Raw genomic sequence first — 15110 nt, forward strand, 5'->3', positions numbered from 1 at the left:
GTGTGGTTGTTATAGCTGCATGTCCTGTTGCATCCAGATAAATAGTTACATCCTGTGTATGCACAACAGGGGCAGTGTTGTCGGCTACAGTTACCGTTGCTGTTGCTGATGCATTGTTGGTGCTGCCATCCGTTGCAGTTAAGGTCACAGTGTTGGGACCAATATTACTGCAATCAAAACTGGTCTTATCAAGCGCCAGGTTAGCGATACCGCAATTATCGGTAGAGCCATTATTCACCTGAGCGGTTGTTGCCAAAGCGTGTCCTGTTGCATCCAGATAAATGGTTACATCCTGTGTATGCACCACTGGCGCTGTATTATCGGCTACAGTTACAGTTGCCGTTGCCGAGGCGCTGTTGGTGCTGCCATCTGTTGCAGTTAAGGTCACGGTATTGGGACCAATATTGCTGCAATCAAAGTCGGTCTTATCGAGCGACAGGTTGGCAATGCCGCAATTATCGGTAGAACCGTTGTTGATTTGTGTAGTTGTTATAGCTGCATGTCCTGTTGCATCCAGATAAATGGTTACATCCTGTGTATGCACAACTGGTACCGTGTTGTCGGCTACGGTTACCGTTGCCGTTGCAGAGGCGCTGTTGGTGCTGCCATCTGTTGCAGTTAAGGTCACGGTATTGGGACCAATATTGCTGCAATCAAAGCTGGTCTTATCGAGCGACAGATTCTGTATGCCGCAATTATCGGTAGAACCGTTGTTGATTTGTGCAGTTGTTATCGAACCGTGTCCTGTTGCATCGAGGTAAATAGTGATATCCTGCGTATGCACAACAGGTACAGTATTATCAGCTACAGTCACCGTTGCCGTTGCTGATGCACTGTTGCTGCTGCCATCTGTTGCAGTTAAGGTCACGGTGTTGGGACCAAGATTACTGCAATCAAAGCTGCTCTTATCGAGCGACAGGTTAGTGATGCCGCAATTATCGGTAGAACCGTTGTTGATTTGTGTGGCGGTTATCGAGCCGTGTCCTGTTGCATCGAGGTAGATCGTGATATTCTGCGTATGCACAACCGGTGCCGTATTATCAGCTACAGTTATCGTTGCTGTTGCCGAGGCACTGTTGGTGCTACCATCTGTTGCAGTTAACGTCACGGTATTGGAACCAATATTGCTGCAATCAAAGCTGTTCTTATCGAGCGACAGATTCTGAATACCGCAATTGTCAGTTGAATTATTGTTGATCTGTGCAGTGGTTATGGCTGCATGTCCTGTTGCATCCAGATAAATAGTTACATCCTGCGTATGTACCACTGGTACCGTGTTGTCGGCTACGGTGACAGTTGCTGTTGCCGATGCGCTGTTGCTGCTGCCATCGGTTGCGGTTAAGGTCACGGTGTTGGGACCGATATTGCTGCAATCAAAATCAGACTTATCAAGCGACAGGTTTTGAATGCCGCAATTATCGGTTGAACCATTGTTGATTTGTGCAGTTGTTATCGAAGCGTGTCCTGTTGCATCCAGATAGATGGTTACATCCTGCGTATGCACTACCGGTGCCGTATTATCAGCTACGGTTACAGTTGCTGTTGCTGAGGCGCTGTTGCTGCTGCCATCTGTTGCGGTTAAAGTAACGGTGTTGGGACCAATATTGCTGCAATCAAAGCTGGTCTTATCGAGCGACAGGTTGGCGATGCCACAATTATCGGTTGAACCATTGTTGATTTGTGCAGTTGTTATCGAAGCGTGTCCTGTTGCATCCAGATAAATGGTTACATCCTGTGTATGCACGACTGGTACCGTGTTGTCGGCTACGGTTACCGTTGCCGTTGCCGAGGCGCTGTTGCTGCTGCCATCGGTTGCTGTTAAGGTCACGGTGTTGGGACCGATGTTGCTGCAATCAAAGTTGGTCTTATCGAGCGACAGGTTGGCGATGCCACAATTATCGGTAGAGTTATTGTTGATCTGGGTAGTTGTTATAGCTGCATGTCCTGTTGCATCCAGATAAATGGTTACATCCTGTGTATGTACTACCGGTGCCGTATTATCAGCTACGGTTACCGTTGCCGTTGCCGAGGCACTGTTGGTGCTGCCATCGGCTGCCGTTAAGGTCACAGTGTTTGGACCAATATTGCTGCAATCAAAGCTGGTCTTATCGAGAGACAGGTTTTGAATACCGCAATTGTCAGTTGAATTATTGTTGATCTGGGTAGTTGTTATCGATGCATGTCCTGTTGCATCGAGATAAATAGTTACATCCTGTGTGTGCACGACTGGTACGGAATTATCAGCTACGGTTACAGTTGCCGTTGCCGATGCGCTGTTGTTGCTGCCATCCGTTGCAGTTAAGGTCACAGTATTGGGACCAATATTGCTGCAATCAAAGCTGCTCTTATCAAGCGACAGGTTGGCAATGCTGCAATTATCGGTAGAACCGTTGTTGATTTGTGTGGTGGTTATCGAGCCGTGTCCTGTTGCATCGAGGTAGATCGTGATATTCTGCGTATGCACAACCGGTGCCGTATTATCAGCTACAGTTACCGTTGCTGTTGCCGAGGCACTGTTGGTGCTACCATCTGTTGCAGTTAAGGTCACGGTATTGGAACCAATATTGCTGCAATCAAAGTCGGTCTTATCGAGCGACAAATTGGTGATGCCGCAATTATCGGTTGAGTTATTGTTGATCTGGGTAGATGTTATAGCTGCATGCCCTGTTGCATCCAGATAAATGGTTACATCCTGTGTATGTACTACCGGTGCCGTATTATCAGCTACGGTTACCGTTGCCGTTGCTGAGGCGCTGTTGGTACTTCCGTCTGTTGCGGTTAAGGTAACTGTGTTGGGGCCAATGTTACTGCAATCAAAGCTGGGCTTATCGAGCGACAGGTTGGCAATGCTGCAATTATCGGTTGAGTTATTATTTACCTGGGCAGTTGTCACAGAAGCATGCCCTGTTGCATCCAGATAAATGGTTACATCCTGCGTATGCACTACCGGTGCCGTATTATCAGCTACGGTTACAGTTGCTGTTGCTGAGGCGCTGTTGCTGCTGCCATCTGTTGCAGTTAAAGTAACGGTGTTGGGACCAAGATTACTGCAATCAAAGCTGCTCTTATCGAGCGACAGGTTAGTGATGCCGCAATTATCGGTAGAACCGTTGTTGATTTGTGTGGTGGTTATCGAGCCGTGTCCTGTTGCATCGAGGTAGATCGTGATATTCTGCGTATGCACAACCGGTGCCGTATTATCAGCTACAGTTACCGTTGCTGTTGCCGAGGCACTGTTGGTGCTACCATCTGTTGCAGTTAACGTCACGGTATTGGAACCAATATTGCTGCAATCAAAGTCGGTCTTATCGAGCGACAAATTGGTGATGCCGCAATTATCGGTTGAGTTATTGTTGATCTGGGTAGATGTTATAGCTGCATGCCCTGTTGCATCCAGATAAATGGTTACATCCTGTGTATGCACAACAGGTACAGTATTGTCAGCTACGGTTACAGTTGCCGTTGCTGAGGCGCTGTTGGTGCTTCCGTCTGTTGCGGTTAAGGTAACTGTGTTGGGGCCAATGTTACTGCAATCAAAGCTGGGCTTATCGAGCGACAGGTTGGCAATGCTGCAATTATCGGTTGAGTTATTATTTACCTGGGCAGTTGTCACAGAAGCATGCCCTGTTGCATCCAGATAAATGGTTACATCCTGCGTATGCACTACCGGTGCCGTATTATCAGCTACGGTTACAGTTGCTGTTGCTGAGGCGCTGTTGCTGCTGCCATCTGTTGCAGTTAAAGTAACGGTGTTTGGACCGATGTTGCTGCAATCAAAGCTGCTCTTATCGAGCGACAGATTCTGGATACCGCAATTATCGGTAGAACCATTGTTCACCTGGGCAGTTGTTATGGCAGCATGTCCTGTTGCGTCGAGGTAGATCGTGATATTCTGCGTATGCACCACCGGCGCAGTATTATCAGCTACGGTTAGCGTTGCTGTTGCAGAGGCACTGTTGGTGCTGCCATCGGTTGCTGTTAAGGTCACGGTGTTGGGACCGATGTTGCTGCAATCAAAGTTGGTCTTATCGAGCGACAGGTTGGCGATGCCACAATTATCGGTTGAGTTATTGTTGATCTGGGTAGATGTTATAGCTGCATGTCCTGTTGCATCCAGATAAATGGTTACATCCTGTGTATGTACTACCGGTGCCGTATTATCAGCTACGGTTACCGTTGCCGTTGCTGAGGCGCTGTTGGTGCTTCCGTCTGTTGCGGTTAAAGTAACTGTGTTGGGACCGATGTTGCTGCAATCAAAGCTGGTCTTATCGAGCGACAAATTGGTGATGCTGCAATTATCGGTTGAGTTATTGTTGATCTGTGCCGTTGTCACCGAAGCGTGTCCTGTCGCATCGAGATAAATAGTTACATCCTGCGTATGCATCACTGGTACAGTGTTGTCGGCCACAGTTACAGTTGCCGTTGCCGAGGCACTGTTAGTGCTGCCATCGGTTGCAGTTAAGGTCACGGTGTTGGGACCAATATTGCTGCAATCAAAGTTGGTCTTATCAAGCGACAGGTTAGTGATGCCGCAATTATCGGTAGAACCATTGTTCACCTGGGCAGTTGTTATGGCAGCATGTCCTGTTGCGTCCAGATAGATGGTGATATTCTGCGTATGCACGACAGGTACGGAATTATCAGCTACGGTTACAGTTGCTGTTGCCGATGCGCTGTTGTTGCTGCCATCTGTTGCGGTTAAAGTAACGGTATTGGGACCAATATTGCTGCAATTAAAGCTGGTCTTATCGAGCGACAGATTCTGTATGCCGCAATTATCGGTAGAACCGTTGTTGATTTGTGTGGTGGTTATCGAGCCGTGTCCTGTTGCATCGAGATGGATGGTTATATCCTGTGTATGCACCACTGGTACCGTATTATCAGCTACAGTTACAATTGCTGTTGCCGATGCGCTGTTGCTGCTGCCATCTGTTGCAGTTAAGGTCACGGTGTTGGGACCAATATTGCTGCAATCAAAGTCTGTTTTATCAAGCGACAGGTTTTGAATACCGCAATTATCAGTAGAACCATTGTTCACCTGGGCCGTTGTTAAGACAGCATGTCCTGTTGCGTCGAGGTAGATCGTGATATTCTGCGTATGCACGACTGGTACGGTATTATCGGCTACAGTTAAAGTTGCTGTTGCCGATGCGTGGTTGCTGCTGCCGTCTGTTGCAGTTAAGGTCACGGTGTTTGGACCGATATTGCTGCAATCAAAGCTGGTCTTATCGAGCGACAGATTCTGTATACCGCAATTATCGGTAGAACCATTGTTGATTTGTGCAGTTGTTATCGAAGCGTGTCCTGTTGCATCCAGATAAATGGTTACATCCTGTGTATGCACGACTGGTACAGTGTTGTCGGCTACGGTTACCGTTGCCGTTGCCGAGGCGCTGTTGCTACTGCCATCCGTTGCAGTTAAGGTCACAGTGTTGGGACCAAGATTACTACAATCAAAACTGCTCTTATCAAGCGACAGGTTGGCGATACCGCAATTATCGGTTGAACCATTATTCACCTGGGCAGTTGTTATAGCTGCATGTCCTGTTGCATCCAGATAGATGGTTACATCCTGTGTATGCACAACAGGTACAGTATTGTCAGCTACGGTTACAGTTGCTGTTGCCGATGCGTGGTTGGTGCTGCCATCGGTTGCGGTTAAGGTCACAGTGTTGGGACCAATATTACTGCAATCAAAGTTGGTCTTATCCAGCGACAGATTGGTGATACCGCAATTATCGGTAGAACCACTATTCACCTGGGCGGTTGTTATCGATGCATATCCTGTTGCATCGAGATAAATAATGATATCCTGCGTATGCACCACTGGTACAGTGTTGTCGGCTACGGTTACCGTTGCCGATGCAGAGGCACTGTTGGTGCTGCCATCTGTTGCGGTTAAGGTCACGGTGTTGGGACCGATATTGCTGCAATCAAAGCTGGTCTTATCGAGCGACAGATTCTGTATGCCGCAATTATCGGTAGAACCATTGTTGATTTGTGCAGTTGTTATCGAGCCGTGTCCTGTTGCATCCAGATAAATGGTTACATCCTGTGTATGCACAACCGGTACCGTATTATCAGCTACAGTTACCGTTGCTGTTGTAGAGGCACTGTTGGTGCTGCCATCAGTTGCAGTTAAGGTCACAGTGTTGGGACCAATATTGCTGCAATCAAAGCCCGTCTTATCGAGCAACAGATTCTGTATACCGCAATTATCGGTAGAACCATTGTTGATTTGGGCGGTTGTTATCGAGCCGTGTCCTGTTGCATCGAGATAGATGGTTACATCCTGTGTATGCACTACCGGTGCCGTATTATCGGCTACAGTTACAGTTGCTGTTGCAGAGGCACTGTTGGTGCTGCCATCGGCTGCCGTTAAGGTCACAGTGTTGGGACCAAGATTACTACAATCAAAACTGCTCTTATCCAGCGACAGGTTGGTGATGCCGCAATTATCGGTTGAGTTATTATTTACCTGGGCAGTTGTCACAGAAGCATGCCCTGTTGCATCCAGATAAATGGTTACATCCTGCGTATGCACTACCGGTGCCGTATTATCAGCTACAGTTACAATTGCTGTTGCCGATGCGCTGTTGCTACTGCCATCGGTTGCTGTTAAGGTCACGGTGTTGGGACCAATATTGCTGCAATCAAAGCTGGTTTTATCGAGCGACAGGTTCTGTATACCGCAATTATCGGTTGAACCATTGTTGATTTGTGCAGTTGTTATCGAGCCGTGTCCGGTTGCATCCAGATAAATGGTTACATCCTGTGTATGCACCACTGGTGCAGTGTTGTCGGCTACGGTTACAGTGGCATTTCCGCTGGCGGATGCGCTGCAATTTGCCCCATCTGTATAAGCAACACTTACCAGGTTATATGTTGTAGTGGATGTTAAAGATCCGGTATTCAAAGAAGCATTGCCGGTTCCATCCAAATCAATGGTAAAGCTGCCCGAACCATTAATATTGTAGGTAATTCGCGCATTGGCTGAGCCAGTGAAATTAATGGTTGCAGAACTGCCATTGCAAATAGTGGTGTTGCCATTGATATCTGCTGCCGGTGGTGGTTGAACTGTTATTCCATCCGACACCGTACTTGTTACCGTTCCGCAATCGCCACTAACAACAACATAATAGTAAGTTGTACCCGCTGTGGTGGTAGATGGGGTTAAGCTTGATGAAGTAGCGCCGCTTATTAATGTACCTCCTGCATTTGAAGCTGTTGCATTGCTGTACCACTGGTAAGTTAAATTGGTGCCCGTTGCCGTTACTGATAAAGCCGCAGGAGTTGCGTTCTCGCAATACGTAGGATCATCCATTGACTGCGAGGTAATAGCTGTTGTAGCATTTATGGTGATAGTCGCTCCTGTAGCTGTAGTGGCTGTAGTGGTTGTCAAACAGTTTCCACCGCTTATGCTGATATCGCAGGTTATTGTGTGCGGGCCCGAAGCCAGTGATGAGGTATTGTAAGTGTTGGAGGTGCTGTTTTGCACACTGGCGCCATCCACCTTAAAGTTGTAAGTTACTGTGCCACCTCTGGTATTGCCTGCGGTAGCCGTAAAGGTTACCGGGCTTCCGGCGCAGGTTGGGTTGGTGCCTGCGGTTTGGGCAATCGTCACCGATGGAGTGACGATGATATTTACTGTTAAGGTTGCATTGTTTGAAGTTACAGATCCGCATGCATTGGATATTACGCAATTGTAATTAGTTGCTGCATCTGACGTGCCAACATTGCTGATGGTTAAGGTGGCTGTATTTGTTCCGGAAATATTTCCGCCATCTGAAAGATTGGAAGTCCCCTTGCGCCATTGGTATGTTTGGTTATTTCCCGTAGTAGCTACAGAAAAATTAACTGAGCTACCGCTACATACTGTTTGATCAGAGGGGTGTGAGGTGATGGAAATACTTTGGTGTACTGTGAGTGTTGCTGCTGAAGAAGTAGCTGAAGGAGTACATGTGCCGGTTACAATTACGTGATATTGCTTACCGTTATCCGAAGCGGTTGTGGCCGCTGTAGTATAGCTGGCCGTAGTTCCGCCTGTTCCCGTGGAAACATTACTAAAGCTAATGCCATCTGTGCTGACCTGCCACTGATAAGAGAGCCCCGAACCTGTAGCTGTAATCGAAAAATTAGCTGTGTTGCCGCTGCAAACCGTTTGACTGGCTGGTCCGGAGGAAATGGATGGAGGTGTATTGACGGTAACGGTGGCTGAGGCCCCTGTAAACCCTGTTGTTCTTGCACAGCTATTATTGCCGGTGACAGACACCAATGTGTAGCTGGTAGTAGAAGAAGGATTCGCTGCTACATTAAATGGTGTTCCCGAACTTACGTTGTTCGCGGTAAAATTGTTTCCGCCGGTACTATAAACCACCGTATACGGACCTGTACCGCTTGTGGCAGTAAAGGTCAGTTGTCCCTGGCCGCCTGTACAGATGGTATTGCCACTCAGACTTCCCTGAGGTAAAGGATTCACGGTTACATCAACCGTAAATGTGCTGCCCGTACATCCGTTGGCGGTTGGCGTAACCGTATAGCGTACAACCCCTGCTGTGGTGGCAGTATTGGTTAGTGTTTGGGAAATGGTAGTTCCGCACCCGGTTGTACAGTTTGCAAAGCCTGTGATCGTGCCGCTTTGAACGGCTGCTGTCCAGGTGAATGTTGTTCCTGATACTGTTGAATTTAAAGCAACGCTGGTGGTTCCCCCGCTGCAAATGGATTGTGGAGAGGCAGAACCTGTAGGTACAGTTACTGTAATTGAGGCTGCATTATTAGCGCTAATGGTATTTGTACAAGCGCCGGATGCAATATTTGTAATAGTAACCGATGTAGTACCCGAATTGGCCAATGCGGATGTGGTAAAACTACCTGAACCTGCAGAGGATACAGTCATTGTGGCTGTGGAGCCTGTAGTGGTATTGGCCCCGCTTAAATTATAAGTAACGGTATAAGTACCGGTTGTAAGAGTGGGAGATGAAAGCGTTAAGGTGGAAGTATTGCCTGGACAAACAGGAGATGAAGCTGAAGTAGATATTAAACTGAAAACAGAACAATTATATGTAAGTATCACCTGCCCATTTGCACCGCTACCACCATTTTGTGTTGTGGTATTATTAGTTCTGGCGCCACCCCCTCCGCCACCCGGAGTACTTCCGTTTGTGCCAGGATTATTACCTGAAGCCCCACTTCCACCCGCTCCACCGCCGGTTGGTGCTGTTCCTCCGGTACTGCCACTACCATTACCTCCATTAGCTGCTGTTCCGGCTGATGAGCCACCTCCTCCTGGGTTATTACCTGATCCGCTTGCCCCGCTACCACCACTAAATGTTGTACTACCTATACTACTGGCAGCAGAGCCTCCTGATGCACCGGTAGTACTATTATCAGCAACACTGTTGCCCCCAACAGCTAAAACGGTAGTGTTATCTATGAACCAGGAACTACCACCTGCTGCTGTTGTACTACTACCTGCTCCAACCGTTACGGTGTATGTGTTCCCTGGCGTTACTGTGACCACTTTTTTGGCATAAGCACCGCCACCGCCACCGCCACCTACATTTGAAGCATTCACGGTGCCTCCTTTGCCACCACCGCCCCAACATTCAACTGTGATACTTGTTACGCCCGCCGGTACTGTAAAAGTCCCGGAAGTAGTAAAAGTTTGGGTTTGTTGCCCAAAACTTTGTTGCGCTATTGATGCAATGAATACTAACAAGATCAGTGTGGGCAGCTGTTTCAAAGCAAAGCGTAAAAATAATCGCATCTGCAACAGAGCAATAATACAACTAACCTTTACCGATACCATTAAGCGTAAAAAACAGTTCATTTTGGAGTGGTTTAGGAATGTTTAGGGTGCATAAACTACCCTGCCGGAATATGTATATACTCCGCGCCACGGCAATTAATGCGTGTAAATCAATTTGGTATGTTCTTAAGCGTGTTCCTTGAAACTATATTCAGTGATTTGCTACTGCGAACCGTTTCAAGCAAAACCTGAATTAAAAATCTGGGTTACAGCGAACGGTTGATCAAAGAATAACCTGGTGGTTTTTTAGTAGAAAGAGGATGTTTTTTTCAGCTAATAGGATGAAGAGAATGAGTGAAATGTAACGTTAAGGTATGTGGTTTTTTTTTCATGTGCAACGCCTGTGGGTAGGGCATTCTTTAAATTGATAGAAGTCAATTTTGTTGTTAGGGGGAATTGGTTAATATTTTTTCGTCCCATTTATGGAAAGAATATTCCCGTAGCCGGAAATATGTACACTTTGCTAAAGGTTTTTCCTTTTCGTATAAGCGTTTTTTGCCATTCAATTAAATGATTCTAATTAGGATGTAGCCAGCCGCTTAAATATTATAGTTTATATATAATTGATCATCAGATACTTCTTTTTTTAATCTGGCCCCAGTTTGGCGAATAGTGAGGCAACCCCCAACCTCCGTACAAATGAAACGCTGTTTTCGTACCCCCAATATTGTAACGATATTGGTTATAAATATAGTGGCTTTTGTTGCCCATCGGGCAAACGCCCAATGTCCGGCCGGCAGCTTTAGCAATGCTGCAGGTACATACACTAACGGACAAACCATTTGCATCTCCACTTCATTTAGCGGAAACATTCAATTGAATAACGGCTCAACCATGGTGGTCGTGAACGGTGGAAATTATACCGGTAACCTTACGGCTAATAATGGTTCTGCCATTCAGGTTCAAACGGGTGGCACACTCGCACCGTCTACAGCTAATAATTTTGCGGGCACTCTTACTAATAACGGCACCGTAAATCTTAATAATATTTCTCTTAGCAATGGCGCCGCTATTACCAATAGCGGCAGCTTTACCTGGCTAAGCAACTGGAACCAGAACAATGCCATCACTGTTTCGAATACCGCGTGCGGTACCATGACCTTTAGCACAAGTACCAATGTAAATTCCAGCGGTGTTATTTTAAACAACGGCATTTTGAATTTTACCGGTGATCTCAACACCAGCAGCGGTTCTACCATCAATAACCGGGGTAGGGTAACTGTAGCAGGCAACTTTAATTCTTCGGGCTTATTTTATAATCAGTATAAAGCAGTATTTAAAGGCAGCTCCAATAATATCAATTCGGGCGATTCGATCGTAAACCTTGCCTGGATGACCTTTTCAGGCAGTGTTTCAAGCTCCACAAATATTCGTAATGAAGGTCTTTTTACGGTTGGCGGCGCATTTACCAACAATTCAAATAAGGTGCTTATTAATAACAGCAATGCCCAACTTCGGGTGAAAGGATCTTTAAGTAACAATTCTCAATTAACGGGTAATGGCAGTTTGCATATTGCAGGCAGTGTGACTAATAACAGTTCTGTTACGGGAAAAAGCGCCAGCCAGCAATTGGTAGTTAACCAAACTATTTCGGGTACCACTTCTAACCTTACGGTAAATAGCAGCCTGGTGGCAGCCGATACATCAACCTATACAGCTTCAATGGCTAACCCCGATGTTTGCAGTATTTTACCACTTCAAATTTCGGCCATTCAGGCAGTGTACCAGCATAACCAGGTTCAGCTTTACTGGTATGCGTATGCCCAATCAAATGCCCGTTCCTTTACCATTGAATATAGCCGCGATGGCCAAACCTTTGTCACAGCAGGCGAGATGGCGGCCGCAGGCATCAATAACCAAACCTCCAGTTACCAGTACACGCATTACACCAGTGAAACGGGCACACTGTTTTACCGTATCAGGGAAACTGCCGTTGATGGAACAATTTATTACAGTAATGTAGTGCTGGTAAAAACAGGGAATACCACGAACCCGGCTACACAGGTATTCCCCAATCCCTTTACCGATAACCTGCAAATCAGTTTGCAGTTACAAAGCGCCGTAATGATTCGGATAATGCTGTACGATGCAGGCGGCAGAATGGTGAAAACGCTTCAACAACAAGGACTCACCGGCCGTAACACCATTGTCGTTGGAAATTTATCATCATTGCTTCCCGGCGTTTATGTGGCGTGCATACAGGCAGGCGATCATACAACATTTCACAAACTGACTAAATGATGTTACGGGGGTTATTTTGCACATGCAGTTCCCGCCTTTTGGCGGGGCTGCTTTTTTATTCTTTCATCACCTGTATTGCTGTTCGTATGCCATTGTTTACAATCACGATCAGATAATTTCCTTTAGTAAACTTTTGTACATCAATATTGGTTTGTACTGAACCTTTGGCAACCGGTTGAGTAAGCCATATTGTGCCCTCTGCACCCACTACCTGTATAAAGGCGCTCTGTGTAGCTGCAGGATAAGAAACTGTAACGTGTGATTCATTTGTGATCAGCCGTGGATAAACATCCGGCCTATGCGCTGTTGCATTATGCGCAGTTATTATTTTACTATAGGTGGTTTTCCCATCCGTATCTGTCATTTGTAATCTGTAGTATGAAGTTCCGGCTAAAGGCTGCCGGTCGATAGCCGAATAGGTGTTATGAGCATCTCCCAATGCAGTGACACGCTGTATAGGTACAAAATGTGAGGCATCGGCGCTTCGCTGTGTAATAAAATAACTGGTGTTTTGTTCATCAGCTGTTTGCCATTTTAAAACCTGGTAATCTCCCTCAGGGCTAATAGTGAAGTTCAACAGCGTTAAAGGTAGTGGTACTACCTGCGAACACAATTGTAAAGTATAGGTATTGGTTTGATTATCGGTGCATCCGCCCAATGCGCTTGTTACTGATATTCTATAGATGCCTGCATCTGAATGCATTACCGGGTTAATGGTGAGCGTGTTGCCGGTGCTTATGCTTCCATTCGGGCGCTGCCATGTATAATTATAAAAAGGACTTGCCGGAAATGTAAGCGTGGCTGCCTGTCCTTCACAGGTGTTGCCTGTGGTAACCAGTTTCGGCATGGTGAGTGAATTAACGGTTATATTGCTTGAATAACTGTTTGCACAGGCATCTGACATCAGGAAGGTATAAATTCCCGGACTCAGATTGGCGAATACCGGGCTCAATTGTGGTGGTTGTGTAACAGGACCGGCAGTTATCTGGTACTGGTAAGGCGAAACGCCACGGGTAGTATCGGGCAGCAGCGCTGCATTGCGGGTTGAACCGCACACGGCTATAGCTGCCGATGGATCAAACACAGGTTGTGTATAGGCCGAAATAATGATCGTGTCTTTGATAACATCACAACCATAGGTACTCATATTCTTCAGGTATGCATCAGGATTACCAAGCGCGGAATTATAAGCATAGTTTATATAGTATGTTCCCGATGAAAGGTTAACCACGGAATCATTATAGGGTGATATGAAAATACCGGTATTTTTAATTTGATTAACAGTTATTGTTGCATCGGCGAACCAGGGTGAAGGATTGTCGTTTGAAACAGCATTCAATAAAATTGTATTGGCATTGGTGCAACCTTTTTTCAGGATGGCTGTAAATTCAGCATGCCGTGTTTGAGATGCAGTTACAGAAAAAGTAATGCTGTCTTTTTCGCCGCAGGTATCCATAACGATCAGTTTATAGGTGCCTGCTGAAAAAGCATTCACCGAGGTTCCATAGGTATTGAATTTTATGTTTTTTATAGTATCGGGCCAGGAATAGTTGTGCACGGTGCCATCTATAAATGTAACAGCAGTTGGCCCCGATGCAATAATAATATCTCCCTGTGAATTTTTATTGAACAGCAGCAGTTCAGATGTTGTTCCTTCTTTACAAACATCTGATTGACGTAATAATCGGGCGTTTATCTTTAAAGTTGGCGCTTCTGTCCAGTCGAATTGCAGCGTATCTTTTTTACAGCAGTCTTCACGAATTACTTTGTATCCGCTACCGGCAGCGTATCCTGAAAACGCTGAATTATTGGTTTGTGTTGCCAATACCACGCCCGAAGGGTTAATCAACGTATATGTAATAGTGTTACAATGCAGGTGGTACAGCGTTCCGGAGCCATTATCTTTATAGGCGTCGAATGTATAAGTGTTTTGCCGGCTGCAACCGGTAAGGGCGGATGAGGAAACGTTCATGTCAAGCACACTCATAGCGCCATTGGAAATGCCGGCAGCTCCACAGTTATTGGTTGCTTTTATTGAATACAAATCGCCCGATGGGGCACCTGCAATATGATGGTAGCGAAAGCGAATGGTGTCTGTTATATAATTTGAAGTAGAATTTATAATGTGGGTGATGGTTGTGTTGTCGGGTTTGGTTAACGTGACGGTGTAAGGCGGTTTTATATCGGAAGCAGTGTTTAATAACAGGTAATAAGGTATAGCGAAAGAATCGCATGCTACATATTGTAACTCTTCTCTTGCGATTGAGAGGCTGCCCGCGCTTCCATCGGATATCGTTACCGTTCGTGTTTGAAAGTTGCCGCACGAATCTGTAACCCTACAGGTATAGGTGCCGGCGCGCAAGCCGGTGAACATATTGCCTGTTTGCGGACCGGCTGTAACAGGTGAAGGACTGATCAATGAATACAAAAAAGGTTGCCGGCCATTGGTTACATCAATTTTTATGGAACCATCGTTTCCGCCGGGACAGGATGGTGATTGCGGGGTAGTAATTAACTGTGGAACTGCATAGGAGCCGCTAACAGAAAAATTCGTGGTTATACTGGTATTGCAGTTATCTGTTACCTGTACAACATAGTTGCCTGCCGACAGTGATTGAAATACATTCGATAATTGTGGTGAAGCCAGCACAGGTCCTGAAATAATACTGTAAGTATATGGTACACTGCCTCCCGAAGCAGTTACTGTGGCAGTGCCCGACGACTGGCACCTGCTTTCGGTTGTTGTAACAGACGTAATGGCTAATGCAACAGGTGCAGGACATTGAGCCAATGACCTATTAATGCTCAATAGAATAAAACAAATAATGGTTAAGGGTATTCGGATCATATGAAAATAATTTAGGGTAGAAGATCCTTGTTCACCATGATGAACAGGCGATTCGGGAATAGGAACAAACGAGGCTGTAAAAGTTAAATTGTAAGTGCGCCGGTAGACAAACCGTGCATGGTTGCCCTGGTATATACTGCTTTTTTACGCAGGAAGTAGTAATATGTTATTGTAAGGATGGATCTGTTAGTAACCGGCGGGAGTGAATCGGGA

At 46.1% G+C, this 15110-nt stretch carries 3 protein-coding genes; 1 reads left to right on the forward strand and 2 read right to left on the reverse strand.

Going from position 1 to position 15110, the window contains the following annotated elements; translation table 11 throughout:
• Positions 1-9829, reverse strand: a 9829-nt coding sequence (locus AC59IL_RS33525; RefSeq protein ID WP_496556626.1) for a beta strand repeat-containing protein, incomplete at its 3' end; no start/stop codon positions are given.
• 618 nt (positions 9830-10447) lie between these two features.
• Here AC59IL_RS33525 and AC59IL_RS33530 point away from each other — a divergent pair.
• Complete coding sequence (locus AC59IL_RS33530; RefSeq protein ID WP_496556627.1) at positions 10448-12049, forward strand: T9SS type A sorting domain-containing protein; 1602 nt, start codon at positions 10448-10450, stop codon at positions 12047-12049.
• Positions 12050-12104: 55 nt separating this feature from the next.
• Here the strand turns inward: AC59IL_RS33530 and AC59IL_RS33535 are convergent, their stop codons facing one another.
• The gene (locus tag AC59IL_RS33535) at positions 12105-14897 is read right to left on the reverse strand and encodes a T9SS type A sorting domain-containing protein (RefSeq protein ID WP_496556628.1); all 2793 of its coding nucleotides are present in this window, start codon (positions 14895-14897) and stop codon (positions 12105-12107) included.
• Between the last annotated feature and the right edge of the window lie 213 nt (positions 14898-15110).

It is taken from the genome of Niastella sp. sgz303648, from assembly GCF_059587045.1.